Genomic DNA, 26,556 nt, shown 5'->3' on the forward strand with positions numbered 1-26,556 from the left:
CGCATGAACGACTCCGCCTGCGTGTCACCCTGGCGTCTGTCCGTCGCCCCGATGATGGACTGGACCGACCGCCACTGCCGCTACTTCCACCGGCTGCTGACGCCGCGGGCGCGGCTGTATACCGAAATGGTGACCAGCGCGGCGCTGGTGCGCGGCAAACAGCTGCGCCTGCTCGAGCACAGCCAGCAGGAGCATCCGCTGGCGCTGCAACTCGGCGGCAGCGAGCCGCACGAACTGGCGCAGGCGGCGCGCTTCGGCGCCGAGGCCGGCTACGACGAGATCAACCTCAACGTGGGCTGCCCGTCGGACCGGGTGCAGTCGGGCCGCTTCGGCGCCTGCCTGATGTACGAACCGGCGCTGGTCGGCGAATGCGTGAAGGCGATGCGCGATGCGGTCGGCATCCCGGTGACGGTGAAATGCCGCATCGGCGTGGACGACCAGGACGACTACGCCGGCCTGCAGCACTTCACCGAGCTGATGCTGGAAGCCGGCGTCGAGGTGCTGGTGGTGCACGCGCGCAAGGCCTGGCTCAAGGGCTTGTCGCCGAAGGAGAACCGCGAGGTGCCGCCGCTGGACTACGCGCGGGTGTACCGGCTCAAGCGCGAATTCCCCGAACTGGCGGTAGTGATCAACGGCGGCATCACCACGGTGGCGCAGGTACAGGCGCACCTGGCGCAACTGGACGGGGTGATGCTGGGCCGCGCCGCGTACCACGACCCGTACCTGCTGGCGCAGGTCGAGCATGCGCTGCATGGCGAGCCGCTGCCCACGCGCGAAAGCGTGCTGCAGCACCTGCGGCCGTACGTCGAGGCCGAACTGGCGCGCGGCACCGCGCTGAAGCACATCAGCCGGCACCTGCTCGGTCTGTACCAGGGCGAACCGGGCGCGCGCGCGTTCCGCCGCACGCTCAGCGAGGGCGCGCACCTGCCGGGCGCGGGCTGGGCCCTGCTGGAGCAGGCCCAGGCGCCCTGCGCGGCGGCAGCGTGACAGCTACCGTCCGTCCGGTCAGTATTCAGGCCTGATTGCCTAGGCTGGACGTTTCGGAGCTGCCAGGCGGGAACTTCACGCATGACAACGCACAAAAACTTCATCCTTGCTCTGTTCATATCGCTGTGCGCCGGCGTGTCCGGGGCGGCTTTGGCGCAGGCGGCCGGGTCGGCGGTGACGCTGGACCAGGCGGTGCTCAAGGTGCAGCAGGACACCGGCGGCAAGATATTGTCGGCCGAGCAGCGGGGGGTCGGGCGTCGGCAGGAGTACCGCATCAAGGTGCTCACTCCCGATGGTCACGTCAAGGTGATGGTGGTCTCTTCCGAATCGGGCAAGAATCCGACATCTACCCAGTCAACCAAGAATCTGCCCGCCAAGAACGCGGGCCGCAAGGAGAAACGCTGATATGCGCATCCTGTTGGTGGAGGACGAGGCGCCGTTGCGCGAGACGCTGGCGGCACGCCTGAAGCGGGACGGCTTCGCCGTCGATGCGGCGCAGGATGGCGAGGAGGGTATCTACCTCGGCCGCGAAGTGCCGTTCGACCTGGCGATCATCGACCTGGGCCTGCCCAAGATGTCCGGCATGGAACTGGTCAAGGCGCTGCGCGAGCATGGCCAGCGCTATCCGATCCTGATCCTGACCGCGCGCGGCAGCTGGCAGGACAAGGTCGAGGGGCTGAAGTACGGCGCCGACGACTACCTGGTGAAGCCGTTCCACGTCGAGGAACTGCTGGCGCGCATCAACGCGCTGGTGCGCCGCGCCAGCGGCTGGTCGAAGCCGATCCTGGCCTGCGGCATGATCAAGCTGGACACCACCGCGCAGACGGTGACGGTGGAGGGCAAGCTGGTCGACCTCACCAGCTACGAATACAAGGTGCTGGAGTACCTGATGCTGCACGCCGGCGAGCTGGTCTCCAAGGCCGATCTCACCGAACATATCTACCAGCAGGATTTCGACCGCGACTCCAACGTGCTCGAAGTGTTCATCGGCCGGTTGCGGCGCAAGCTGGATCCGGAAGGCACCCTCAAACCCATCGAGACGGTACGTGGACGCGGATACCGCTTTGCCATCCCGCGCACCGACGGCGACGACGAATGAGCGCAGGTCGCCGCGCCGCCCGCTGTCGCTGGCGGCGCGCGCGGCGATCGCCACCAGCTTCGTGCTGGCAGGCTTTCTCGGCCTGGTCGGGCTCACCCTGACCCAGACCAACAAGGCGCGCGCGCTGCGCACGCTGCATGACCGGCTCGAGACTTTCGCGATCGCGTACATCACCAATACCGACGTCAACCGGTACGGCAAGCTGCTGCAGCCGGAAACCTCGCCGAACCCGAATTTCTCGCGGCCGGGTTCCGGCCTGTACGCCGTGGCGCTGGGCGACCACGGCTATCACTGGGAGTCGTCCTCGGCGATCGGCCGCGACTTCACCTTCCTGAAGCCGCTGGAGCCGGGCCAGAGCCAGTTCGTGGGGCCGGTCGACACCCGCATGGGCCGGCTGTACTACTACAGCTACGGCGTGGCGCTGGATACGGTGGACAAGAAGTCGGTGCGGCTTACCGTGATGGTGGCGCAGACCGAGGACCAGCTCGAAGGCGAGAGCGCGGTGTTCCGCCACACCCTGGTGGTCTGGCTGTCGATCCTCGGCGTGATGCTGATCGTGCTGCAGCTGCTGCTGCTGCGCTGGAGCCTGACCCCGCTGCGCAAGGTGGCCAGCGACATGAGCCGGGTCGAGCGCGGCGACAGCGAGCAACTGGACAGCCAGTACCCGCTGGAACTGACCGGCCTGACCGAGCGCATCAATGCCTTCATCACCAACGAGCGCGAACAGCGCACGCGTTACCGGCATACCCTGGCCGACCTGGCGCACAGCCTGAAGACGCCGCTGGCGGTGATCCGCTCGCAGCTGGAATCGCCGACGACGGGAGACGAGGCGGCGCGGCGCAGCAGCGTGCTCGATCAGGTGCGGCGGATGAACGAGCTGGTCGCCTACCAGCTGTCGCGCGCCGCCACGTCAGGCCGCCAGACCTTCGCCAGCGCGGTGCCGATCGCCGGCCACGCCGAGGATCTGGTGCAAGGCCTGGAAAAGGTCTATGCCGCCAAGAACGTGCTGTGCGAATTCGACATCGAGGACGGCGCGGTGTTCTACGGCGAGCAGGGCGACCTGCTGGAGCTGATGGGCAACCTGCTGGAGAACGCGTTCAAGTGGGCCGGCCACCGCGTACTGCTGGTGGTGAAGATGCAGCGCCAGGCCGGCCGGCAGCGGCCCGGCCTGTGGCTGAGCGTGGAAGACGACGGCCCGGGCATCGCCGAGGACAAGATCGAGAAGGTGCTGCAGCGCGGCGTGCGCGGCGACGAGCGGGTGCAGGGGCACGGCATCGGCCTGTCGATCGTGCAGGACATCGTGCACGCCTACCAGGGCGAACTGGTGGTCGACCGTTCGCCGGAATTCGGCGGCGCACGCTTCAACGTGAGCCTGCCGGCAAGCTGAGTCCGGTTTCTCAGCGTGCGCGGCAGAAGCCGGCCGGCTCGCGGCCCTCGGCCGGCGAGCGGCCGTAGAACGCCTCCAGCAATTCGGCGATCGTCGGCTCGGCCTCGCGCAGCAGCGCCGGCTGCGAGTAATGCAGCTCGCTGACCACGGCGAAATACTCGGCGGCGCTTTCGGTGGCGTAGTGATCGATCGGACTGTCGCAGCTGTCCTGCGGCATCGCGGCCAGGCGGTCGTAGGCCAGCTGGAACTGCTGGATCCAGCGCCGCCGCGGGATGTTCACCAGCGGCGGTACGCCGTCGGGCGGGCCATCGAGCATGTCCAGCTTGTGCGCCATCTCGTGCACGACCACGTTGTAGCCGTCCCACGGCTGCTCCAGGTCCAGTTGCACGTCGGCCAGCGACAGCACCAGCGGGCCCCGTTCCCACGCTTCGCCGATGCGGATCTCGTCACCCTCGGTGACCACGCCGGTGCGGTCGTCGTGGTGGCTGCGGCGCACCTTGAACTCGCCCGGGTAGATCAGCACCTCGCGCCAGCCGCGCAGGCTGGCGGCGCCCTGCTGCAGCGCCGGCAGGCAGGCCTGCATGGCGATCAGCAGGCGCCAGTAGTCGTCCAGCACGGCGCCGGCCAGTGCATGGAAGCGCTTGCGCGCCAGGAACAGGGCGGACAACCGGCGCAGGTGTTGTTGCCGTTCGGGGTCGAGCCGGCGTGCCAGCGGGCAGCCGGCCAGTGCGCGTCGCCACAGTGGGTCGGTTATCGGCGCCGGCTCGAAACGCGCCCGCAGCGATTGCAACCAATGCCCCGGCATGACGCCGAGCGCTTACTGGATCGACCCAGGCAGCAGCGATTGCCAGCCCAGATGCGGCCGGCGGGTTGGCGTCGGCGCGGAGGAAGCGCCGCCGGAGCGACCACTGCCATTGCCGGAGGTGCTGCCGGAGTTGTCGTTGCTGCTGGCCGGCGGACAGTCGCGGGTCAGCCCCAGCGCATCGCCGCCGCTGCTGGTGTTGCCGTCGTGGGGGCTGGCGCTGTCGAGCGCGGCGTGCGAGGCGTCCAGGTCCTGGGCGGTGTCCACACTTGTCGCCGCGGCGCCGCCGATCCCGGCAATGCACAAGGCGCAACCGATAAGCCAATGGGTGGCACGCATGGCGATCGAACTCCCTGACCCGCAAGCGAAGACCCTGATCGTCTCAGAAACATGGGTGCCATGCCAGTGCTGCCGCCACGACGGCGGTCGTGCCGCGGGCCGGTGGCGGATGCCGCAGGGCGGGCCGCCCGGGCTAGAATCCGCCGATGCCCAATACGCCCCACGATTCCTTTTCCGGTTGCCGCCGGCTCGTCGCCGCTGCCGTGTCCGGGGCCCGCTGATGCAGCCGGCGCAGTTGCTGGCTTTGCTTGCCGGAGGCGAAGCGTTGTCCGGCGCCGGCCTGGCCGCGCAGGCCGGGGTGACCCGTGCGGCGATCTGGAAGCAGGTCGAGGCCTTGCGTGCCCGCGGCGTGCCGATCGAGGCGCGCGGTGCGGCCGGCTACCGTCTGCCGTGGGCGTTGCAGATGCTGGACGCGAAGCAGATTCGCGCCGCCATGCCAGCGCCGCTGGCGCGTTCGCTGGGTGCGCTGGAGGTGCATTGGGAGCTCGACTCCACTTCCAGTGAACTGCAGCGCCGCGGCGCCGCCGCGGCGGACCTCAGCATCGTGCTGGCCGAGACCCAGCATGCCGGCCGCGGCCGGCGTGGCCGCGAGTGGCTGTCGCCGCCGGGTCTGAACCTGTATCTGTCCTGCCTCAAGCGTTTCGAGTCGGGGTTTGCCGCGCTGACCGGGTTGTCGCTTGCCGTCGGCGTGATCGTGCTGCGCGCGCTGGAGAACCTGGGCATCGCCGGGGCCGGCTTGAAGTGGCCGAACGACGTGCTGGCCGTCACCGACGGGCAGGCGGGCGGCAAACTGGGCGGCATCCTGGTCGAGCTGAGCGGCGAATACCAGGGACCGTGCGCGGCGATCATCGGCATCGGCCTCAACCTGCGGCTGACGCCGGCGCTGCACGAACAGGCCGGCCAGCCCGCCAGCGATCTGGCCATCCTGGCTGGCGGCACGCCGCCGGATCGCAACCGCACCGCGGCGGCATTGATCGCAGCGCTGGTCGAGGGGCTGCGGCAGTTCGAGCGCGACGGCTTCGCCGCGTTCGGCGCCGACTATGCGCGCTGCGACCTGCTGCGCGACCAGCCGCTGCAGTTGAGCGGTGCATTGGGCACGTTCGACGGCCTGGGCGCCGGGGTGGATGCGCACGGTGCGCTGCAGGTGCGCATGGCCGACGGCAGCGTGCGCGGGATCGACAGCGCGGACGTCACGGTACGCCGCGCATGAGCAGGCTCTTGCTCGACCTCGGCAACACACGGCTGAAATGGGCGCTGCAGGCGCAGCCGGATGGCTGGCTGGCGCGCGGCGCGGTGGACTGGCAGGAGGATCTTGCAATCGCACTGGCGTCGGCCTGGACCGGCCTGCCGCGACCGGAACAGGTGATCGCGGCGTCGGTCGTCGATGCCGCGCGCGAAGCCCAGGTGGCGGCCATGGCGGAACGCCTGTTCGCCTGCACGCCGACCTGGCTGCGCACGCCGGCCCATGCCTGCGGCGTGCGCAACGCATATGCGGAGCCGCAGCGGCTGGGCGTGGATCGTTTCCTGGCGATGGTCGCGGCGCACGCCGATGGCCGCGCGCCGTGCGTGCTGGCCGGCGTCGGCACCGCGCTCACGCTGGATGCGCTGGCGGCGGATGGCCGGCACCTTGGCGGCTTGATCGCGCCGGGGCCGCGGTTGATGCAGCAGTCGCTGCTGGACGCCACGGCGCGGGTGCGGCCGGAGCGGCCGGGTGAGATCGTGGAACTGGCCGACAACACGGCCGACGCGGTGGCCTCGGGCTGCTGGCAGGCGGCCGCTGCGCTGGTGGAGCGCTTCGCCACGCGCTCGGCGGCACGGTTTGGCACGGCGCCCGCGCTGATCCTCGGCGGCGGCGACGCCGCGCCGCTGCTCCCGCTGCTGTCGTTGCCGGCCAAGCTGAGCCAGGACGGCGTGCTGCGCGGCCTGGCCGTGTGGGCCAACGCGCAGTGAGGCCGGCGCCATCCCGTTTAGAATGGTGATTGCTGCCGGTTGATGGGGGTTCGATGTTCCTGCGTCTGCTGTTCGTACTGTTGACCGCGCTGAATATCGCGGTGGGTGCCTGGCTGCTGCTGGGGCAGCCGTATGCCCGCGGCGGCACTCCCAGCGATCCGGGGGTGGCGGAATTGCGCCTGCTGTCGGAAATGCCGGAGCCCGGCCCGGCGACGACGGCGGCCCAGCCCGCGCCCGCGACGGCGACGCCATCGCGCAATCTCAGTTACAGCTGCCTCGCGCTGGGCCCGTTCGCCACCCCGCAGGACCTGCGCAACGCGCGCCAGGCGCTGTCGGCGCAGGCCACGCGGATGCGCTCGCGCCAGGAACAGGCCAGCCAGACCAGCGGCTGGTGGGTCTACCTGCCGGCGGCCGGCAGCCGCGCGCAGGCGCTGGCGGTGGCGCGGCAACTGGCGGCGCGCCACATCGACGACTACTTCGTGGTCAGCTCCGGCGACCAGCCCAACACGATCTCGCTGGGCCTGTTCAAGGATCCGGCGAATGCACGCAAGCGCCGCGACGAAGTCACCGCAGCCGGCTTTCCCGCCCGCATGAGCGAGCGCAGCGAGAACGTGCCCGAATACTGGCTGGACCTGGTGGTCGCCGACGGCGGCAACTTCGACTGGCGCAGCCACGTCCGCGCCGGCGGCATCGACTCGCACAGCACCGGCTGCTTCTGAGCGCGCGTCAGGATGCAGCCTGCTAGAATCCCTCACCTTCGCCGGCATAGCTCAGTTGGTAGAGCAACTGATTTGTAATCAGTAGGTCGCGGGTTCGATTCCTGCTGCCGGCACCACGAAACCCATCCGCCTGGGCCGCCTTTCAGGTCGACTCGCACGGCCTTGGCTGAATGCTCCGCACCGGCCTTAACGCGACCATCGCGGTTCGTCCACTTCGGTTTGTCCACGCTCGGACCTTCGAGCGCGCGCGAGGACACATCATGGGTACGCTTTACGTGGTGCAGGGTTTTCGCGAGGTGGACGGCGGTTTCGTCGCGGACAAGCCCATCCTTCATGGCATGGAACAGCTGGCGCGCACGCGCGGCGAGATGCTGGCCGGACAACGTGACGGCGTGCTGGTTTACGCGCAGGCAGCGGATGCCGACCGCGGCGAGTATTCGGAGACGGTCATCCTTGCCAGGTACGGCCGCGTCCCGCACCCGGAGCAGCAGAGCCTTTGCCAGGCCAGCTGAGCAGTACGACCGGAAAGGGCAGATGGATAAGCCGGGGCGATCCCGGGGCAGCCACGCACGTGAGTCGTAGGCGCAGGCCGACATACGTGGAGCGCCGCGCTGGGCAGACTGGGCAAACACCGGAAGCACATGATCATCCGCCATCAGGGGGCACGGATGGGTACTCCGGGCGGTTTCTCGGTCTGGGAGATGGGGCGATGCGCATGGTTTTGTCGATCAAGGAAAGCAGTCACGGCCTGTGGTGCATCTGCAGCGGGGAGGCGGTGCTGTACGACGGGCTGCGCTTCGCGCATGCGATCCGGCTGACCCGCGGGCTGGCCCGCGAGAAGCACGCCAACTCCGGTTGCACGGTCAGTGTCGAGATGGTCTGTGCGGAATTCACCATCATCCTGGTGCACTACACGAGCCCGGCCGCACCGCAGCGTGCGGCTGCCTGACCCGCTCACCCGATGCCGGCCTCGGGCATTGTTGCAATGATCGTCGTGGCGCACCGTATGAACCTGACTCCGCATGTTGTCTCAGTCTTATGCGATACGGGCGACCAGCGGTGAGCGGCTTCCGGCCGGTTCGCCGCAGTTGACCGATGCCCGGCGGCTGATGTGCACGTAAAGTGAAAGCTTGCTAGGATCAACCCGACGGCTGCGCAGGGGCAGCTCGGGGTGATCAACATGCAAACGCTACTCGTGCATTCCGCCTTCTGGCGTGGAGTGTCGATGTTTGCAGGGATGCTGCTTGGAAAGGTCGTTCGGGACGCTGAGCCCGGAGTTTCGCTGACCCGTGGTACCGGGGATCTGGTGTCCTGGAACCCGGGTGCGCGGTCGCGGCGCGAGGACGAGTTGGCACGAAGTCGCCAGGCGGGACTCCACTAGCCAGCGATGTGCCGGTTCCGGTTGGGCAGTGTGGTTGCAGTGGATGCGGCCGCCGTGGTCGTGTGCATCGATCCGGTGGCATCACGTTCGAATCAAGCCGGAGAATGCCCATGCCCAAGTCATCCATGATGCGCATCTGCTGCCTGTGCGCGTTCGCGCTGCTGGCCACGACGGCCTCGGCGCAGTCGGACTCCGGCAACATGATGAAGGTGAGCGTCACCATGAAAATGCAGGTGCCGGGTGCGGGGGACATGCCTGCGCGCACGACCACGCAGGACGTGTGCACCTCCAGGAACCACGACATGCGCGCCATGCTGCAACAGCAGCAGGATTGCACCGTCAGCAACTACCGGCAGGTCGGCGATGTCGTCAGCTACCATCTGGTCTGCGGCGGCGATCCGCCGAAGATGACCGGCGACGCGCGCTTCGAGTTGCTGCCCAACGGCAGCATCAAGGGCAGCGTTCACGCGAACAGCAGCATGGGCGGCCAGAGCGTCCTCATGGACATGACCTATGCGGGCGAACGCACCGGCAGCTGCGACTACACCGCCAGCCGGCAGAAGCACTGAGCGGGAACCGCCGGCGCCGATCTTCGATGATCGGCGTTTGCCGAAGCTGCCGGCCGCCGCCCCGGCGTCGGCTGGACCGTTGCGGTAAACTTCAGGTCATTCGCGACGCGCTCCGAAGGTGGCAAGGCGCCACCCTTCACCAGTCGCCGTACCGACATTGACGGTGAGCGATGGCCCAGGCCTGACGCTGCCGCGACGCATGGCAGGTAACACGGATCATGGGCAAACAGACCATTTCATTGATCGGCGTGCCGACCGACATCGGCGCCGGCCACCGCGGTGCCGCGATGGGGCCGGAGGCGCTGCGGGTGGCCAACCTGGCAGAGAAACTGGAGCGTCGCGGACTGAAGGTGATCGATCGCGGCAATCTGCAGGGCCCCCTCAATCCGTGGTTGCCGCCCGAGCATGGCTATCGCCATCTGGATGAGGTGGTGGCCTGGAATACGGCCGTCTATACGGCTGTTCACCAGGAACTTCAGGCCGGGCGCCTGCCGATCATGCTCGGCGGCGACCACTGCCTGGCGATCGGCTCGATTTCGGCGGTGGCCCGGCATTGCCACGACGAAGGCAAGCAGCTGCGCGTGCTGTGGCTGGATGCGCATACCGATTTCAACACGGCGCAGGCCACGCCCACCGGGAACATCCACGGCATGCCGGTGGCCTGCCTGTGCGGCGTCGGTCCGGCCGGGCTCACCGATCTGGGCGGCAGCACGCCGGCGACCACGCCGGACGTGTTCCGCTACATCGGCATCCGCTCGGTCGACGAGGACGAGAAGCGGCTGGTGCGCGGGGCCAACATGCAGGTGCACGACATGCGCCATATCGACGAGGTCGGCATGAAACGCGTGATGGAGGAGGCGCTGGCCGGGATCGACGGGAACACCCACCTGCACGTGAGCTTCGACGTCGACTTCCTCGACCCCAGCATCGCGCCGGGCGTGGGCACCACCGTGCGCGGCGGGCCGAATTACCGCGAGGCGCAGCTGTGCATGGAGATGCTCGCCGACACCGGGCTCGTGGCGTCGCTGGACATCGTCGAACTGAATCCGGCGTTCGACAAGCGCAACCAGACCGCGAAGCTGGCGGTGGATCTGGTCGAGTCGCTGTTCGGCAAGTCCACGCTGATCCGCTGAGGCGGGTCGACGGGGTTTCGGCGCGACCCGACGGGATCGCGCCGAAACGCTCATTCCTCGCCGAGCTTGGCGTCCGGCGCGTTCGCCATCACCGAGGCGATGCCGGCGTCGCGCGAGCGCTCGCTGTCGTACATCTCGCTGCTGCCGATGATCTGGTGGTTGGCGGCCTTCAGGTTGAAGTGGAACTTGCCGCTGGCCGAGGTCTTTTTCTCGTAGCGCGCCGCATCCGGCGCGTTCTTGCGCACCGACTCGATGCCGTTGTGCGCGCTGGCCTTGTCACTGTACCCCTCGCTCTTGAGGATGGTCTCGCCGTTGCCGGCCTTGAGGTTGAAGTAGGTCTCGCCGTTCTTGCCGGCAAACACGGTGAACTTGCCGCTCATCAGCTGGATCTCCTTGCCATGGTCAGGGTCGGCAGAATCTGGACTTGGCCACGTGATTTTTTTGGCAAGGGACGTCGCCGACCGTGGTGGACGATGGACCGGTCGGTCGAGCCGTTTTGCCGGATGTCGTAGACTGGCGTTTTCCTTGCGCGACGCAGCATGAATACCCGAGTCCTCACCGGCATCACCACCACCGGTACCCCGCACCTGGGCAATTACGTGGGCGCGATCCGCCCGGCCGTCGAGGCCAGCCGGCGCAGCGACGTGGATGCGTTCTATTTCATGGCCGACTACCACGCTCTGATCAAGAGCGACGACGCGGCGCGGATCGAGCGTTCGCGGCTGGAGATCGCCGCCACCTGGCTGGCCGCCGGACTCGATCCGCAGCGGGTCACGTTCTACCGCCAGTCGGACATCCCGGAAATCCCCGAGCTGACCTGGTTCCTCACCTGCATCGCCTCGAAGGGCATGCTCAACCGCGCGCATGCGTACAAGGCCGCGGTGGACAAGAACACCGCGGCGGGCGAGGACGCCGACGCCGGCATCACCGCCGGCCTGTACATGTACCCGGTGCTGATGGCGGCCGACATCCTGGCGTTCGACGCGAACCAGGTGCCGGTGGGCCGCGACCAGATCCAGCACATCGAGATGGCGCGCGACCTCGGCCAGCGCTTCAACCACCTGCACGGACACGAGTTCTTCGTGCTGCCGGAGGCGCTGATCGAGGAGCAGGTGGCCACGCTGCCGGGCCTCGACGGCCGCAAGATGTCGAAGAGCTACGACAACACGATCCCGCTGTTCGCCGGCGGCAAGAAGCAATTGCGCGAGACGATCATGCGCATCGTCACCGACTCGCGAGCGCCCGGCGAGCCGAAAGACCCGGACGACTGTGCGCTGTTCACCATCTTCCGCGCGTTCGCCAACGAGGCCGAGGCCGCGGCGTTCCGGCAGGCCTTGCTGGACGGCATCGGCTGGGGCGAGGCGAAGCAGGTGCTGTACGAGCGGATCGAGGCGGACGTGGCGCCGATGCGCGAGCGCTACGAGGTCTTGATGGCCGACCCGGCCGCGATCGAGGCGATCCTGCAGCAGGGTGCGCAGAAGGCGCGCGCGATCGCCGCGCCGAAGGTCGCCGCCCTGCGCGAAGTGCTCGGGCTGCGTGCGATGACCACCGCGCCGGCACGTGCCGGTCTGCCGAAGGCCGCGCCGAAGCAGGGCAAAATGCCGCGCTTCGCCAGTTTCCGCGATGCCGATGGTAACTTCCGCTTTCGCCTGTTTTCCGCGGAGGGCGAGGAGTTGCTGCTGTCGAAATCGTTCGCCGATCCGAAGGCGGCCGGTGCGCTGCAGAAGCAGCTCAAGGCATTGGGCGCCGCAGCGGTCGTGCTGCGGATCCGGCCGCTGGGCGTGAGCCTGGAACTGGACGGCGAGGCGGTCGCCGGTACGCCTGACTATCGCGACGAGCAGGCTCGCGACGACGCGCTGGCGCGGCTGCATGAAGCGCTGGATCAACTTGCCGCGCAGGAATGATGCGCGGCGCCAAATTTTCCGGGTGATCGACCGATGCGTTACCTCGCCATCCTGCTGCTTGCGCCGTTGCTGCTGATCCTGTGCTGGGGTTACTGGGCGTACCCGAAGAGCCTGCCGCGCACGTCCGGCCGGCGCATTTTCGATTTCGCCGCCCTGCTGCTGGCGCTGATCGCCGCAGCGCAGTGCGCGGTGCTCGGCTTCGACATGGTCGAACTGCCCACGGTCGACGGCTTCGGTCGCGCCAGCGGAGCGATCTGGCAGCAGGTGCTGCCGGCGTTGTACGGCTACGGCGCGTTCGCCGCGGTGCTGGTGCTGGCGATGCTGCTGCGCCATGCGCTCTGGGGCCGCCGCCGGCGATCCTGATCGGGCGCGAACACGCCATGCCCGCACGGGACGGGCAGCTACCTGCCACAAGTCATGGTGTGACTTATGGCGGTCGAGGCAGCTAAACGCAAACGGCAAGCTGCGCATCTATCCGATATGGCGAATCCATCGCCCCCATGGCGCAATCCTGTGCCGCATCCCCGTGGAAGTTTTTGACATGCGCATGGCATGCCTGTTGTTCGTTACCCTGGCTGCGCTGTCGGCGCCCGCGCTGGCCGTCGACATCGACGGCCACATCGGTGCGGACGAGTGGAAGGGCGCGCAGCATGTCGCCGATTTCCGGCAGACCCAGCCGCTCACCGGCAAGCCGGGCTCGCTGCATACCGAAGCCTGGATCCTGGCCACGCCGAAGGGCCTGGCCGTGGCGTTCCGTTGCGACCAGCCGGCCGACGTGCCGCGCACGCGGCAGCGCGTGCAGCGCGACTTCGAGGACCAGGTCGACCGGGTCAACCTGATGGTCGACTTCAACGGCGACGGGCGCACCGGCTACGACTTCGTGGTCAGCTCGACCGGCGGCATAAACGACGCCGTGGTCACCAACGAGAACCAGTTCAACAAGGACTGGGACGGCAACTGGCTGCATGCGGTGAGCGAGGATGCCGAAGGCTGGACGGTCGAGATACTGATCCCGTGGTACATCGCGCCGATGCACACCGCTCTGGACGGCAAGCGCACGATCGGGGTCTATCTCGACCGCGTGACCGGTTCGACCGGCGAGCGCGATTCGTGGCCGGTGGCCAGCTTCACGCTGCCGCGCTTCCTGTCCGCATTCAGCCGGGTCGAGGTGCCGCAGTACAGCCAGTCGCTGCTGGCGATCACGCCGTACGTGTCCGGCCTGTACGACAACGTGCGCGGCCGCAGCCACTTCCAGGAAGGCGCCGACCTCTTGTGGAAGCCGAACGGCCAGTTCCAGCTCACCGCGGCGCTGAATCCGGACTTCGGCCAGGTCGAGAGCGACGACCTGGTGGTGAACTTCAGCGCCACCGAGACCTACGTTCGCGACAAGCGGCCGTTCTTCACCGAGAACCAGGGCATCTTCGATTTCAGCCTGCTCGACGACTACAGCCAGCTGGTCTATACGCGTCGTGTCGGCGGCTCGTCCGACGACGGCCGCGGCGCGGCCGACATCAATGCGGCGGTGAAGCTCAACGGCAGCTTCGGCACCACCAGCTACGGCGTGCTGGCCGCCGACGAGGACGGCGAGGCTGGGCGCTTTTTCGGCGCCGCGCGGGTGACCCACGATTTCGGCGACCAGAGCCTGGGCATGCTGCTGACCCGGGTCGACCGCCCGTGGCTGGATCGCGAGGCCACCGTGCTCGGCGTCGATCATCACTGGCGGCCGACGCCGCAGCTGACCATCGCCACCAACGTGGTCGGCAGCGACATCCTGCAGTCGGGCACGCACACGCGCGACACCGGCGGCACCTTCATCGCCGATCTCGAGATGGGCGATGGCTGGCGCCAGCAGTGGCTGGGCATGCATTTCGGCGACCAGCTGCAGGTCAACGACTTCGGCTACCTGGAGCGCAACAACTTCAACTACGGCCACTGGGAAGTGCGCAAGCGCAACACCGCGCTGCCGGCCGATTCCGCCTACAGCTCGCACGAATGGCGCTTCCGCATCGACGGGCTGGACAACGACCATGGCCTGCGCCTGCGCCGCCAGCTGCGCATCAGCCGCAACAGCGACCTGCGCGACGGTGCCAACGAAATCGTGCAGCTCAACGTCAACAGCGCGGGCTGGGACGACCTGCTCACCCGCGGCAACGGCGCGTTGTTCCTCCCGCCGTCGGTGGACCTGGCCTACGAACGCATCAGCCCGCGCCATGGCGACTGGGCATTCAAGCTGGACGCGGAAGTCCTCAGCGGCGGACTGGGCGGCAATCGGCAGCTCGGCTACAACGTCAAGTTCATCCCGACCTATTTCGTCAACGACGCGTTCAGCGTCTACGCCGGTCCGTACTACGAACACACGCCGGACTGGCTGGTGTGGCAGCACGACAACCTGATCGGCCGCTACGACGAGCACACGCTTCAGCTGGATGCCGGTTTCGACTGGAGCATCGGCAACCGCCAAGAGCTGCGCGTGAAGCTGCAGGCGATCGGCCTGGATGCGCGCCTGCGTGGCGCCTACCGCGTGGGCGGCAACGGTCGCGCGGTGGCCAGCAACGAGCCGGTCGACGACTTCAGCGTGCGCAATCTCGGCCTGCAGATCCGCTACCGCTACGAGCTGGCGCCGCTGTCGTACCTGTACGTGGTCTACGGCCGCGGCGGCTACGCGATGGACGATCAGGCGCGCGATACCGGCGACGTGTTCGGCCGCAGCCTGGCGCTGCGCGACGATGAGCAGCTGCTGGTGAAGCTGAGCTACCGCTTCGACATCTAGTCCGGCGCCTGGCTTTCAGTCCCAGGTGTTGAGGTGCGGTCCGAATGCCTTGCGCTGCCGCTGCACCACGCAGAGACGATGCCCGCTGGGCGCCTCCAGCACCCACCAGCGTTCGCGCACGAACGCGATGCGGCGCGCCCCCAGCTGCTCCAGCCGCGCCACCTCGGCGTCGAGGTCGTCGGTCTCGATGTCCAGGTGCACGCGGCTGGCATGGTCCACCTTCTGCAGCAGGATGATCGGTTCGTCCGCGGCGGTCTGCAGCTCCGCGTACTTGCCGTCGCCGTCCTGGTCGACGCTGGCGATCGGCTTGCCCAGCGCCTGGCTCCAGAAATCGGCGACGGGCGCGAGTTCGTCGACGTGGCAGTCGATGACGATGGCGCAGAGTCGGCTGTGGTGCATGGGGTGCCTCCATCGGGTTGTCGAAACGCGCGAAGCGGCGCAGTGCGAGAATACCCCGCATGATTCCACTCAAATACCTCCAGGCCTATCCCGCCACCTTGCAGGACAAGGTACGCGAGCTGATCGCGCAGGAGCGCCTGGGCGAGCACCTGACGAAGCGTTATCCGGGTCGCCATGAGGTGCAGAGCGACAAGGCGCTGTACGCCTATGTGGCGTCGCTGAAACAGCAGCACCTGAAGAACGCGCCGGCCATCGACAAGGTGCTGTACGACAGCAAGCTCGACGTGTTGCGCAACGCGCTGGGCCTGCACACTGCGATCTCGCGCGTGCAGGGCGGCAAGCTCAAGGCGAAGAAGGAAATCCGCGTGGCCAGCCTGTTCAAGGCCGCCGCGCCGGAGTTCCTGCAGATGATCGTGGTGCACGAACTGGCGCACCTGAGGGAAATCGATCACAACAAGGCGTTCTATCAACTGTGCCAGTACATGCTGCCGGACTACCATCAGCGGGAGTTCGATCTGCGCGTGTACCTGACCTGGCGCGAATTGCCCTCGACGATCAACGTGAACCACCGGGAATGACGATGGACAGTGCGGCGCTACAGAAATACCTGCTGCGGCTGTTCGAGCGGCACGATGTCGAACTGGAGGCTGACGAGGACGGCTGGCTGGTCACCGACGGCGACTTCCCTGCGATCCGTGCCGCCTGGCACGAGGGCGCGGCCGGCGAGCCCGGCCGGCTCGACGTCGACGTGGTGCTGAGCGAGGAGCGCTACATCGAAGAGAGCTTCGCCGGCATCGGCGGCGGCGAAGCCGGCTGCCGCGATGCCCTGCACACGTTCGAGCAGGATGTGTTCCACCCGCTGCTGGCCGCCTGCTGGTACGTCACCGACGAGCGCAGGATGCGGATCGCCGCGTGGGATATCGGCGTGCGCACGTGGGACGTGTTCATCGGCCCGTTCAGCGCGCGGGGTGCGGACGCTGCAAGCATGCCGGCCGAGGCGCTGGCGTCGATCGAGGCTGCGCTCAAACGCGAGGCGCTGACACCCGAGCTGCACTGGCTGCGGCTGGTGCACAGCCATGACGCCAAGGGCGATTCGCGCTGCGAGGCGCTGCTCGACAACGAACTGTGGACGGCGGGAACGCTGGCATTGACCGCCGCCCCGTGGCCGCACGGCGGCGACTACAGCGCACGCTGCTTCATGCTGCTGGACGTGCGCGACTACTGACCGCCGGCGGAAACAGACAGGGCGCCCGCGGGCGCCCTGTCTGTTTCCGCGGTTGCGGCCCGATCAGTTCGGCAGGGCCAGGTCGTCCAGCATCGCCTTGAGGAACCTTGCCGCTTCGCCGCCGGTGGCGGCGCGGTGGTCGAAGGTCAGCGACAGCGGCATGCGGCGGTGCACTTCGATGCCGCCGATCACGGCGACCACGTCGTGGCTGAGCTTGCCGGCGCCGACGATGGCGACGGTCGGCGGCACGACGACGGGCGTCGCGTAGCGGCCGGCGAACATGCCGAAGTTGGACAGGCTGATGGTATAGCCGGACAGCTCCGAGGCCGGGATCGTGCGGTCCTCCACCTGCGTACGCAGGCGCTTGATCGCGGCGCGCACGCCGGCCGCGTCGAGCACGTCGGCGTTGCGCAGCGCCGGCACGAACAGGCCGTCGTCGGTGTCGACCGCGATGCCGATGTCGACATGCGGGTGCAAGGTACGGCTGAGGTTCTTGCCGTCGAACCAGGCGTTGAGTGCCGGCACCGTCTTGCAGGCGAACACGATGGCGCGGATCAGCCGCGCGGTGATGTCCTGCTTGCCGATCCAGGCATGCAGGTCGGCGTCGTCGACGAGCGTGGTCGGCACGACCTGGGCGTGCGCATCGGCCATCACGCGGGCCATGTTGCGGCGCACGCCCTTCAACTGCTCCGGCTGACCGCTGGCCTGTTGCGAGGGCGGCGCGGTGCGCACCGGTTTGCCGGCCAGCGAAACGGGACCGCGCTGCGGCTCCGGCTGCGGCAGTTCCGGCGCCAGGTGGCGGCCGGCGGAGGCGGGCACGGCACGGGCCGCTGCGGCACCCAGCGCGGCCGAGCCGTTCGCGGCGGCGTCCTTGACGTCCTTCATCGTCACCACGCCGTCGGCGCCGCTGGGGCGCACGCGGCTGAGGTCGACCTTGAGCTTCTTCGCCAGCGCGCGCACCGCCGGCACGGCCTTGACGCCGCCGATGCTGGCGGCCTGCTCGACGTGCACGTGGTTGCCGCTGACCATCGCGCCGACCACGGTGCCTTCGTCTTCGCGTGCCGCCGCCGTCTCTTCGACTTCGCCGCCTTCGTCGGAGGCGACCACCTTGTGGCCGTCGTCCGGTGCGGGGCTGCCCACGCTTTTCTTCGGGCCGTGGTGGTGGCCGGTGGACTCGGCTTCGGCGCGCTGCTTCGCGTTCGGGTCCGGCTCGAAATCGGCCAGCGCGGCGCCGGTCTCGATGATGTCGCCGGGCGCGCCGTGCAGCTTGACGACCTTGCCGGTGTACGGCGAGGGCACGTCGACCACCGCCTTGGCGGTTTCCATCGAGCACAGCGGCGCGTCGAGCTTGATGCTGTCGCCCACCTTCACGTGCCACTCGACCACGGTCGCGTCGGGCAGGCCTTCGCCGAGGTCGGGCAGGTAGAACGTCTTGATATCAGCCATGGGATCAGATCCGTGTTGTAGGGCGGGCATGGCCCGCCGGCTTTTGCTCAGGTCTCGCGCGGCCAGCTGCGGTAGTGCGGCGGGCAGTGCCCGCCCTACGCGGCATTCCAGCGCTGATTATGACGCCGCCAGCGTGCGCTTCGCCGCGTCGACGACGCGCTCCGCGCTCGGCAGGTATTTCATTTCCAGGCGGAACAGCGGGATGTGGGTGTCGAAGCCGGTGACGCGCTCGACCGGGGCGAGCAGGTCGTACATGCATTCCTCGGCCAGGCGGGCGGCGATCTCGGCGCCGAAGCCGGCGGTCTTCGGCGCCTCGTGCACGATCACGCAGCGGCCGGTCTTCTGTACCGATTCGGCGATGGTGTCGAAGTCCAGCGGGGTCAGCGTGGCGACGTCGATCACTTCGGCGCTGATGCCTTCGGCGGCCAGTTCGTCGGCCGCTTCCAGCGCTTCCTTCACCTGCGCGCCCCAGCTCACCAGGGTCACGTCGGTGCCGTCGCGCAGCACGAAGCATACGTCCAGCGGCAGCGCCTCGCCGTCGTCCGGCACCTCTTCCTTGTACTGGCGGTAGATGCGCTTCGGCTCGAAGAACATCACCGGATCGGGGTCGCGGATCGCGGCCAGCAGCAGGCCGTAGGCACGCGCCGGCGACGACGGCATCACCACGCGCAGGCCGGGGATGTTGGTGAACAGGTGCTCGTTCGCCTCGGAGTGATGCTCCGGTGCGCGGATGCCGCCGCCCCACGGCGCACGCCACACGGCCGGCACGGTGAGGCGGCCGCGGGTGCGGTTGCGCATGCGTGCGGCGTGGCAGGCGATCTGCTCCATCATCGGGTAGATGAAACCTTCGAACTGCGCCTCGGCCACCGGCTTCATACCCTGCACGGCGAGACCGACGGTGACGCCGGCGATGGTGGTTTCGTCCAGCGGCGTGTCGAGCACGCGCAGCTCGCCGAATTTTTCCTGCAGGCCCTGGGTGGCGCGGAACACGCCGCCGTTGACGCCGACGTCCTCGCCCAGCACCACGACGGAGTCGTCGTGCGCCATTTCGTAGGCGAGCGCCTGGGTAACTGCTTCGATGAGAGTGATTTGTGCCATGACTCAGTGGCCCTTGTTTTCAAGCGAGAGGACGACATCGCGCTGCTTGGCGAGATCGGCGGGGACTTCGGCGAAGGTGTAGTCGAACATCGCGGAGACCGGCTGGGTCTTGGTCTCCAGATACGCGTTCACCTCGTTGTCCATCCAGTCGTCGCACTCGGCCTTCCAGGCTTCTTCCTTCGCGTCGTCCCACACCTTCCTGGCCACCAGCCAGTTGCGCAGGCGCTTCATCGGCTCCTTTTCCCAGCCGTCCTTCACTTCCTGCTCGCCGCGGTAGCGGCGCGCGTCGTCGGCGGTGGTGTGGTCGCCGAGGCGGTAGGTCACCGCTTCGATCACGCTGCCGCCCTGGCCGCTGCGCGCGCGTTCCAGCGCGTCTTCCATCGCCTTGCGCACGGCGATGATGTCGTTGCCGTCCACCTGGATCGAGAACAGGCCCGCGGCGATGCCTTTCTGTGCCAGCGTCGGCGCGCCGGACTGGATCTTGCGCGGCACCGAGATCGCCCACTGGTTGTTGACGATCACGCAGACCAGCGGCAGGTTCTGCGCGCCGGCGATGTTGATGGCGCCGTAGAAGTCGCCCTTGGACGAACCGCCGTCGCCGATCGTGCACACCGCCACGCGCTTCTCGCCGCGGATCTTGAACGCCAGCGCGCTGCCTGCCGCATGCAGGCACTGCGTGGCGATCGGCACGGACCAGGCGAAGTCGTGCCGCGCCGGTTCCTTCTGGTAGTCGTTGCCGCGCTCGTCGCCGCCCCAGTACATGTAGACCTCGCGCGGCTGCACGCCGCGGTACAGCTGCGCGCCGTATTCGCGATAGCTCGGCGCCAGCACGTCTTCCGGCTTCATCGCGCTGCCGATGCCGACGTGCGCCGCTTCATGGCCGAGGCAGCTGGCGTAGGTGCCCAGCTTGCCGGTGCGCTGCAGCGCGATCGACTTGGCGTCGAACACGCGGGTGGACAACATGAGCTTGTACAGCTTGACCATGTGCTCGAGGTCTTTCGCGAACTCGGGCAGATCATCACGTACCTGCTTGCCCTCGGCATCGAGGTACTGCAGGTATTCGATTTCAAACTTGGCGGCGATGGTCACGACTCGCTCCGGGGGTGAGGAAGAGAGGGGAAAACCTGGCTGATGGTGTGTCCCCGAAGGATCCACGGACACACAAACGACCGAACAAGACCGCGCTTGATAACAGGCGGGCATGTTGCGCTGCAAGGTACGGCGCAGCATTCGTGGGCGTATGGGGAGAGGCTTTTGCCTGGCCGTGAATGCCGCCAGGCCATGCTACGGCTGACTTTCCCGGCCGGGTAACGGCATGGCAAGAAAAGCGTCGACCTGTTTGGCTCAAGAGTCCGGCCTGCTGGAGTGAAAGGTGCGGCTTGTCTTCGGTCAAGGTATCGAATGGTACGCAGCCGTTACCATGAGCCTTTTCCGGAAACGTGACGGAACACCATGAGCGACAACCAGCGCGATCTCGAAGCGGGCATCCAGACCGATCTCAACGGGCAGATGACGTACGGCGGCTATCTGCATCTGGACATATTGCTGTCCGCGCAGCAGCCGTTGAGCCAGCCGCCGCATCACGACGAGATGCTGTTCATCGTGCAGCACCACGTATCCGAGTTGTGGATGAAGCTGCTGATCCACGAGTTGAAGGCGGCGGTGGCGCATCTGCAGGCGGACGACATCGATGCCTGCCTGAAGATCCTGGCGCGGGTGAAGCAGGTGCAGCGCCAGCTGTTCGAGCAGTGGGCGGTGCTGGAGACGCTGACGCCGTCGGAGTACCTGGAATTCCGCGGCGTGCTGGGGCCGTCGTCGGGCTTCCAGTCGCTGCAGTACCGCCAGATCGAGTTCCTGCTCGGCAACAAGAACGCCGACATGCTCAAGGTGTTCGCGCACGATCCGGCCGCGCAGGCCGAGCTGCGTGCGGTGCTGGAAGCGCCCAGCCTGTACGACGAATTCCTGCGCTACCTGGCGCGGCGCGGCCATGCGGTGCCGGCTGAACTGCTGCAGCGCGACTGGACCGAAGCCTACCGGCGCAACGAGGCACTGCTGCCGGTGCTCAAGCGCATCTACGAACAGCGCGCGGAGTTCTGGCCGGAGTACCACATGTGCGAACAGCTGGTGGATGTGGAGGAAAGCTTCCAGCTGTGGCGCTTCCGCCACATGAAGACGGTGGAGCGGATCATCGGCCACCGTCGCGGCACCGGCGGTTCGTCCGGGGTGAGCTTCCTGAAGAAGGCGCTCGACCTGGAATTCTTCCCGGAGTTGCTGGACGTGCGCACCGTGCTGGGCAGCTGAGCCGCCAGCGGCTCGTGCTGCAGCGCATTTGACGGGCGCGCAGCCTGCGGTTACATCTGACCACTCGTAATATCTTTCGATCAGTCGACAGACTCAGGGGTCAGGCATGGGCAACACCACACTCTCCGGCGATGCCAGGCCGGTACCCGACTACCCGCAACTGCTCGGGCATCCGCGTCCGCTGTGGATGCTGTTCATGTCGGAGTTCTGGGAACGCTTCGCGTTCTACGGCATGCGCTGGGCGCTCACGCTGTACATCGTGGCGCAGTTCTACGACGGCAACGACGCCGGCCAGGCGGATGCCAGCCGCACCTACGGCGCCTACCTGGCGCTGGTCTACGCCACTGCGGTGTTCGGCGGCTACGTGGCCGACAAGATCCTCGGCTACCAGCGCTCGATCCTGCTCGGCGCGGTGGTGATGTCGGCCGGCCTGTTCATGATCATGGTGCCGAACCACGCGGTGTTCATGTTCGGCCTGGCCACGGTGATCGTGGGCAATGGCTTGTTCAAGCCGAACATTTCCTCGATGGTGGGCCAGCTCTACGCGCAGGGCGATTCGCGCCGCGACCGCGGCTTCACGCTGTTCTACATGGGCATCAATGCCGGCGCGCTGATCGCGCCGGTGCTGACCAGCATCCTCGCCAGCAAGGTGTTCGGCACGCCCGGCCACCACAACTACCACGTGGTGTTCGCCGCGTCCGGCGTGGGCATGCTGATCAGCCTGGTGTGGTTCTGGTTCGGCCGCCGCCAGCTCGGTCCGGTCGGCCGCCCGGCGCCGGACCAGGCCAGCCGCATGCGCATGGTGTACGTCGCACTGGGCGTGCTGGTGGCGATCCCGCTGGTCTACCTGCTGATGGACAAGGCCGGCGCGGTGGTGATCCAGTGGCTGCTGACCGTGCTGTTCCTGGGCGTGGGCGTGATGCTGGTGATCGAGGCGATCCGCACCGGCCGCGTGCAGATCCAGCGGGTGGTCGCGATGCTGATCATCTTCACTTTCAACGTGCTGTTCTGGATGTTCTTCGAGCAGGCCGGCAGCTCGTTCAACTTCCTGGCGCAGCACATCGTCGACCGCAACCTGGCCGGCTGGGAGTTCCCGATCGGCTGGTTCCAGTCGGTCAATCCGGTGGCGATCGTGCTGCTGGCGCCGCTGATCACCCTGGTCTGGGCGTGGCTGGACAAGCGCCGCATCGAGCCGTCGATCCCGCGCAAGTTCGGCCTGGGCCTGATCGGCAACGCGCTGGGCTTCGCGGTGCTGATGTATGCCCTGTCCAGCCTGGTCGGCGACGACGGCATGATCCCGCTGTGGACGCTGGTGCTGTGCTACGTGCTGCAGACCGCCGGCGAGCTGTGCCTGTCGCCGATCGGCCTGTCGATGGTGACCAAGCTGGCGCCGGTGCGGCTGGTCGGCCTGGGCATGGGCGGCTGGTTCCTGTCCACTGCGATCGGCAACAACCTGGCCGGCCTGTTCGCCGGCCACGTCAGCGGCGAAACCGGCATGACCGTGGACTCGGCGCTGTCCGGCTACACCATGGGCTTCTGGATCCTGTTCGGCGGCGGCATCGTGCTGTTCCTGATCGCGCCGCTGATCAACAGGCTGATGCACGGGGTTCGATAGCCGGGATTCGGGATTCGGGATTCGGACAGAGCAAAAACTCGCGTCGCCGCTGCATTTTGCGAATCCCCAATTCCGAATCCCGAATCCCGCCTCAACATTGACGTGGTGCCGGCGCCCGGTTACATCTGGGCGCTTGCGGCTGCCTGACGCATGCCGACGAGAGGATTGCATGAGCCAGACCAGCACCGCCGGCGATACCGTATCGACGCCCGATTACCCGCAGCTGCTCGGCCATCCGCGGCCGTTGTGGATGCTGTTCATGACCGAGTTCTGGGAGCGCTTCGCGTTCTACAGCGTGAGCTGGGCGCTGGCGCTGTACATCGTGGCGCACTTCTACAACGGCGATCCGTCCGGCCAGGCCTGGGCCAGCAGCATCTTCGGCGCGTATACCGCGCTGATCTATGCCTCCAGCATCTTCGGCGGCTACGTGGCGGACAAGGTCATCGGCTACCAGCGTTCGATCCTGATCGGTGCGCTGGTGATGGCGCTGGGCCTGTTCGCGGTGATGCTGCCCAGTCGCGAAATCTTCCTGGCCGGCCTGGCGATGGTGATCGTCGGCAACGGGCTGTTCAAGCCGAACATCTCCACCATGGTCGGGCAGCTGTACGGACGCGACGACCCGCGCCGCGATCGCGGCTTCACCCTGTTCTACATGGGGATCAACGGCGGCGCGCTGCTGGCGCCGCTGCTGACCGGCTGGATGGCCAGCCATTTCACCGACACGCCGATGCAGCAGAACTACCGCATCGTGTTCGGCGCCGCCGGCGTCGGCATGCTGCTCAGCCTGCTGTGGTTCTGGTTCGGGCGGCGCGGCCTGCAGGGCGTGGGCCGTCCCGCGCCGGAAGCCGCCAGCCGGATGCGCGTGGCGTGGGTGCTGCTGGGCGTGGTGGTGGCGGTGCCGCTGGTGTACCTGCTGCTGGCGTTCGTCACCACGGGATTGTCGTGGATGCTGGGCGTGCTGTTCGCCGGCGTGGCCGCGATGCTGCTGGTCGAGGCGCTGAAGCACGGCCGGGTGCAGGTGGATCGCGTGGTGGCGATGCTGGTGATCTTCGCCTTCAACATCCTGTTCTGGATGTTCTACTTCCAGCTCGGCACGTCGTTCAATTTCCTTGCGGCGAACCTGGTCGACCGCGAGATGTTCGGCGGCTGGGTGTTCCCGGTGGGCTGGTTCCAGTCGGTGAGCCCGCTGGCGATCCTGCTGCTGGCGCCGCTCGTCACCGTGGTCTGGGGTTTGCTGGCGGCGCGCCGCCGCGAGCCGTCGATCCCGCGCAAGTTCGGCCTGGGCCTGGTCTTCAACGGGCTGGGCTTCGCGGTGCTGATGTACGCGCTGTCGCACCTGCTCGACGGTCAGGGGCTGATTCCGTTCTGGCCGCTGGTGCTGTGCTACGTGCTGCAGACCGTGGGCGAGCTGTGCCTGTCGCCGATCGGCCTGTCGATGGTGACCAAGCTGGCGCCGCCGCGGCTGGTCGGCCTGGCGATGGGCGGCTGGTTCCTGTCGTTGGCGGTGGGCGGCAACCTGTCCGGCCTGCTGGCCGGCCGCATCAGCGGGGAAAGCGGCATGACCGCCGCCTCGGCGCTGGACGGCTTCACCTTCAGCTTCTGGCTGCTGGCCGGTGCCGGCGTGCTGCTGCTGGCGGTCTCGCCGCTGATCAACAAGCTGATGCACGGGGTGCGTTGAGGGGCGGGATTCGGGATTCGTCCAAGAGCGAAGTACGAAGCCCCGGCTTTTTCGAATCCCGAATCCCGAATCCCGAATCCCGTCAGGAAAGCAGCTTGTCCAGGATGCGCGTGAGCCACACCCGCTCTTCGGCGTTGAGCTTCGCCAGCACCTCGCGTTCGCGCGCCCGGGCCATCGGCGCGACTTCGTCGTGGATCGCCCAGCCGGCGTCGCTGAGGTTGAGCACCGAGCGGCGCTTGTCGTTGTCGTGCACCGCGCGGTCGACCCGGCCGGCCTCGACCAGCCGAGCCAGCGCCCGGCTCACCGCCACCTTGTCCATCGCGGTGCGCTCGGCCACCTCGCGCGCGGACAGGCCGGCGTAGCGCGCCAGTACGGCCATCACCCGCCATTCGGTCATCGAGATGTCGTGGCGGCTCTGGTAGTCGTCGGCGATGGCCTGGCTGATCGTGTTGGACAGGATCGACAGCCGGTACGGCAGGAAATGCTCCAGCTGCAGCGGGGCGTGCTCGGCAGTGGCGGGGGCTGGATGGCGCTTGGCGGGCATTGCGGCGGTGATCCTTGCAAATGGTTTCACATGAAACTATAACGTGCGGGTTACCCCGATGGTGGCACGCTCATGTGCTGCCATCGTGCACCGACAGACAGGAGAGCGCCATGAACGCCCAGCCGAACCTTGGCATGCAGGTCACCACGTTCGAAAACCCGATGGGCATCGACGGCTTCGAATTCGTCGAGTTCGCCGCCCCAGCCGGCCGCGCCAACGAACTGCACGACCTGTTCAAGCGCATGGGCTTCAGCGCCGTGCTCAGGCACAGGACGCGGCCGATCACCGTGTACCGGCAGAACGGCGTGAACTTCCTGCTCAACGAGGATCCGGATTCGTTCGCCGCCGACTTCGCCGCGAAACACGGCCCGAGCGCCTGCGGCTTCGCGATCCGCTTCAAGAAGCCGGCCGGGGACGTGCTTGCCGCCGTGCTCGGCAACGGCGGCGAAGCGGTCGGCCACAAGGAAGCGAGCAAGGCAGTGAATGCCCCGGTGATCAAGGGCATCGGCGACTGCATGCTGTACCTGGTCGACCGCTACGGCAGCGCCGGCAGCATCTACGACGCCGATTACGAGGCCATCCCGGGCGCCGGGCAGAACCCGGCCGGCTTCGGCCTGACCTTCATCGACCACCTGACCCACAACCTGTACTTCGGCAACATGCAGAAGTGGTCGGACTACTACGAGAAGCTGTTCAACTTCCGCGAGATCCGCTACTTCGACATCAAGGGCGTCAAGACCGGCCTGGTGTCGAAGGCGATGACCGCGCCGGACGGCATCGTGCGCATCCCGCTGAACGAGTCGAACGACCCGAAGAGCCAGATCAACGAGTACCTCGACGCCTACCACGGCGAAGGCATACAGCACATCGCCTGCTTCACCGACGACATCTACGCCACGGTCGAGAAGATGCGCGCTGCCGGCGTGGAATTCCTCGATACGCCGGACGCGTATTTCGAGGTCATCGACGTGCGCGTGCCTGACCATGGCGAGGACGTGGCGCGGCTGGCGAAGAACAAGATCCTGATCGACGCCGACCCGGAGACCAAGCAGCGCAAGCTGCTGCAGATCTTCACCCAGAACGCGATCGGCCCGATCTTCTTCGAGATCATCCAGCGCAAGGGCAACGAAGGCTTCGGCGAGGGCAACTTCCAGGCGCTGTTCGAGTCGATCGAGCGCGACCAGATGAAGCGTGGATTCTTGTGAGTCCG

At 67.4% G+C, this 26,556-nt stretch carries 28 protein-coding genes and 1 tRNA gene; 21 read left to right on the forward strand and 8 right to left on the reverse strand.

All coding sequences use genetic code 11. The features are described from left to right. The first annotated feature begins 3 nt into the window (after positions 1 to 3). The 4 genes from dusA (at position 4) to KK131_RS17285 (ending at position 3,473) form a co-directional block, all read left to right on the forward strand. Positions 4 to 987, forward strand: coding sequence for a tRNA dihydrouridine(20/20a) synthase DusA (gene dusA / locus KK131_RS17270; RefSeq protein ID WP_214558091.1), 984 nt, complete (start codon positions 4 to 6; stop codon positions 985 to 987). 81 nt (positions 988 to 1,068) lie between these two features. Next, positions 1,069 to 1,392 (forward strand): hypothetical protein, encoded by a 324-nt coding sequence (locus KK131_RS17275; protein ID WP_214558093.1) that lies wholly within the window; start codon positions 1,069 to 1,071, stop codon positions 1,390 to 1,392. A gap of 1 nt (position 1,393) precedes the next feature. Further along, entirely contained in the window at positions 1,394 to 2,086 is a 693-nt protein-coding gene (locus KK131_RS17280; RefSeq protein ID WP_056391729.1) for a response regulator transcription factor, read from the forward strand. Continuing rightward, on the forward strand, positions 2,052 to 3,473 hold the full coding sequence (locus tag KK131_RS17285; protein ID WP_214558149.1) for an ATP-binding protein: 1,422 nt from the start codon (positions 2,052 to 2,054) through the stop codon (positions 3,471 to 3,473). Before KK131_RS17280 ends, KK131_RS17285 begins: the two co-directional genes overlap by 35 nt. 10 nt (positions 3,474 to 3,483) lie before the next feature. Here KK131_RS17285 and KK131_RS17290 read toward each other — a convergent pair whose 3' ends face one another. Next, positions 3,484 to 4,278: a M90 family metallopeptidase gene (locus KK131_RS17290; RefSeq protein ID WP_214558094.1), complete on the reverse strand. Its 795-nt coding sequence runs from the start codon at positions 4,276 to 4,278 to the stop codon at positions 3,484 to 3,486. Between the two features lie 12 nt (positions 4,279 to 4,290). Further along, complete coding sequence (locus tag KK131_RS17295; protein ID WP_214558096.1) at positions 4,291 to 4,614, reverse strand: hypothetical protein; 324 nt, start codon at positions 4,612 to 4,614, stop codon at positions 4,291 to 4,293. 220 nt (positions 4,615 to 4,834) lie between these two features. Between KK131_RS17295 and KK131_RS17300 the strand changes: the two genes are divergently transcribed. From KK131_RS17300 to rocF, 8 genes are all read left to right on the forward strand, one after another. Next, positions 4,835 to 5,824, forward strand: a complete 990-nt coding sequence (locus KK131_RS17300; protein ID WP_214558099.1) for a biotin--[acetyl-CoA-carboxylase] ligase — start codon at positions 4,835 to 4,837, stop codon at positions 5,822 to 5,824. After that, a complete protein-coding gene (locus KK131_RS17305) occupies positions 5,821 to 6,564 on the forward strand; it encodes a type III pantothenate kinase (protein WP_214558100.1) in 744 nt (247 codons plus the stop codon). Before KK131_RS17300 ends, KK131_RS17305 begins: the two co-directional genes overlap by 4 nt. A gap of 53 nt (positions 6,565 to 6,617) precedes the next feature. Next, positions 6,618 to 7,283, forward strand: coding sequence for an SPOR domain-containing protein (locus KK131_RS17310; RefSeq protein ID WP_214558101.1), 666 nt, complete (start codon positions 6,618 to 6,620; stop codon positions 7,281 to 7,283). A 40-nt stretch (positions 7,284 to 7,323) separates the two neighbouring features. After that, positions 7,324 to 7,399 (forward strand) — tRNA-Thr (locus KK131_RS17315). Between the two features lie 144 nt (positions 7,400 to 7,543). Next, positions 7,544 to 7,795 carry a hypothetical protein gene (locus KK131_RS17320; protein WP_214558102.1) on the forward strand — a complete coding sequence of 84 codons (252 nt, stop codon included), beginning with the start codon at positions 7,544 to 7,546 and terminating at the stop codon, positions 7,793 to 7,795. Between the two features lie 197 nt (positions 7,796 to 7,992). After that, positions 7,993 to 8,232, forward strand: coding sequence for a hypothetical protein (locus KK131_RS17325; RefSeq protein ID WP_214558104.1), 240 nt, complete (start codon positions 7,993 to 7,995; stop codon positions 8,230 to 8,232). 542 nt (positions 8,233 to 8,774) lie between these two features. Beyond that, positions 8,775 to 9,233, forward strand: a complete 459-nt coding sequence (locus tag KK131_RS17330; protein ID WP_214558106.1) for a DUF3617 family protein — start codon at positions 8,775 to 8,777, stop codon at positions 9,231 to 9,233. Between the two features lie 218 nt (positions 9,234 to 9,451). After that, on the forward strand, positions 9,452 to 10,366 hold the full coding sequence (gene rocF, locus KK131_RS17335) for an arginase (protein WP_214558107.1): 915 nt from the start codon (positions 9,452 to 9,454) through the stop codon (positions 10,364 to 10,366). A gap of 50 nt (positions 10,367 to 10,416) precedes the next feature. On the opposite strand, the gene KK131_RS17340 is transcribed toward rocF, so the two are convergent. Next, on the reverse strand, positions 10,417 to 10,746 hold the full coding sequence (locus KK131_RS17340) for a YegP family protein (RefSeq protein ID WP_214558109.1): 330 nt from the start codon (positions 10,744 to 10,746) through the stop codon (positions 10,417 to 10,419). Between the two features lie 159 nt (positions 10,747 to 10,905). Between KK131_RS17340 and KK131_RS17345 the strand changes: the two genes are divergently transcribed. From KK131_RS17345 to KK131_RS17355, 3 genes are all read left to right on the forward strand, one after another. Further along, on the forward strand, positions 10,906 to 12,270 hold the full coding sequence (locus KK131_RS17345) for a tryptophan--tRNA ligase (protein WP_214558112.1): 1,365 nt from the start codon (positions 10,906 to 10,908) through the stop codon (positions 12,268 to 12,270). Positions 12,271 to 12,303: 33 nt separating this feature from the next. Further along, positions 12,304 to 12,633 (forward strand): hypothetical protein, encoded by a 330-nt coding sequence (locus tag KK131_RS17350; protein ID WP_214558114.1) that lies wholly within the window; start codon positions 12,304 to 12,306, stop codon positions 12,631 to 12,633. A 178-nt stretch (positions 12,634 to 12,811) separates the two neighbouring features. Continuing rightward, the gene (locus KK131_RS17355) at positions 12,812 to 15,040 is read left to right on the forward strand and encodes a DUF5916 domain-containing protein (protein ID WP_214558115.1); all 2,229 of its coding nucleotides are present in this window, start codon (positions 12,812 to 12,814) and stop codon (positions 15,038 to 15,040) included. 15 nt (positions 15,041 to 15,055) lie between these two features. Here the strand turns inward: KK131_RS17355 and KK131_RS17360 are convergent, their stop codons facing one another. Beyond that, a complete protein-coding gene (locus KK131_RS17360) occupies positions 15,056 to 15,439 on the reverse strand; it encodes a VOC family protein (protein ID WP_214558117.1) in 384 nt (127 codons plus the stop codon). Between the two features lie 59 nt (positions 15,440 to 15,498). Here KK131_RS17360 and KK131_RS17365 point away from each other — a divergent pair, with 59 nt between their 5' ends. Beyond that, positions 15,499 to 16,017 (forward strand): M48 family metallopeptidase, encoded by a 519-nt coding sequence (locus KK131_RS17365; protein WP_214558119.1) that lies wholly within the window; start codon positions 15,499 to 15,501, stop codon positions 16,015 to 16,017. A 2-nt stretch (positions 16,018 to 16,019) separates the two neighbouring features. Further along, positions 16,020 to 16,664: a DUF6348 family protein gene (locus KK131_RS17370; protein WP_214558150.1), complete on the forward strand. Its 645-nt coding sequence runs from the start codon at positions 16,020 to 16,022 to the stop codon at positions 16,662 to 16,664. A gap of 63 nt (positions 16,665 to 16,727) precedes the next feature. Here the strand turns inward: KK131_RS17370 and KK131_RS17375 are convergent, their stop codons facing one another. From KK131_RS17375 to pdhA, 3 genes are all read right to left on the reverse strand, one after another. Next, the gene (locus KK131_RS17375) at positions 16,728 to 18,110 is read right to left on the reverse strand and encodes a dihydrolipoamide acetyltransferase family protein (RefSeq protein WP_214558121.1); all 1,383 of its coding nucleotides are present in this window, start codon (positions 18,108 to 18,110) and stop codon (positions 16,728 to 16,730) included. A gap of 117 nt (positions 18,111 to 18,227) precedes the next feature. Next, positions 18,228 to 19,208 (reverse strand): alpha-ketoacid dehydrogenase subunit beta, encoded by a 981-nt coding sequence (locus tag KK131_RS17380; RefSeq protein WP_214558122.1) that lies wholly within the window; start codon positions 19,206 to 19,208, stop codon positions 18,228 to 18,230. Between the two features lie 3 nt (positions 19,209 to 19,211). After that, complete coding sequence (pdhA, locus tag KK131_RS17385) at positions 19,212 to 20,297, reverse strand: pyruvate dehydrogenase (acetyl-transferring) E1 component subunit alpha (protein WP_214558124.1); 1,086 nt, start codon at positions 20,295 to 20,297, stop codon at positions 19,212 to 19,214. Between the two features lie 363 nt (positions 20,298 to 20,660). Between pdhA and KK131_RS17390 the strand changes: the two genes are divergently transcribed. From KK131_RS17390 to KK131_RS17400, 3 genes are all read left to right on the forward strand, one after another. Then, a complete protein-coding gene (locus KK131_RS17390) occupies positions 20,661 to 21,509 on the forward strand; it encodes a tryptophan 2,3-dioxygenase family protein (protein ID WP_214558126.1) in 849 nt (282 codons plus the stop codon). A gap of 106 nt (positions 21,510 to 21,615) precedes the next feature. Then, on the forward strand, positions 21,616 to 23,124 hold the full coding sequence (locus tag KK131_RS17395; protein ID WP_214558127.1) for a peptide MFS transporter: 1,509 nt from the start codon (positions 21,616 to 21,618) through the stop codon (positions 23,122 to 23,124). 169 nt (positions 23,125 to 23,293) lie between these two features. Further along, complete coding sequence (locus KK131_RS17400) at positions 23,294 to 24,802, forward strand: oligopeptide:H+ symporter (protein ID WP_214558128.1); 1,509 nt, start codon at positions 23,294 to 23,296, stop codon at positions 24,800 to 24,802. Positions 24,803 to 24,884: 82 nt separating this feature from the next. On the opposite strand, the gene KK131_RS17405 is transcribed toward KK131_RS17400, so the two are convergent. Continuing rightward, positions 24,885 to 25,346, reverse strand: coding sequence for a MarR family transcriptional regulator (locus KK131_RS17405; protein WP_214558129.1), 462 nt, complete (start codon positions 25,344 to 25,346; stop codon positions 24,885 to 24,887). Between the two features lie 110 nt (positions 25,347 to 25,456). On the opposite strand from KK131_RS17405, the gene hppD reads away from it, so the two are divergent. Then, positions 25,457 to 26,551, forward strand: coding sequence for a 4-hydroxyphenylpyruvate dioxygenase (gene hppD / locus KK131_RS17410; RefSeq protein ID WP_214558130.1), 1,095 nt, complete (start codon positions 25,457 to 25,459; stop codon positions 26,549 to 26,551). Positions 26,552 to 26,556: the final 5 nt, after the last annotated feature.

Origin of the sequence: Rhodanobacter sp. LX-99, from assembly GCF_018599185.1 — a bacterium.
GTDB lineage: Bacteria > Pseudomonadota > Gammaproteobacteria > Xanthomonadales > Rhodanobacteraceae > Rhodanobacter.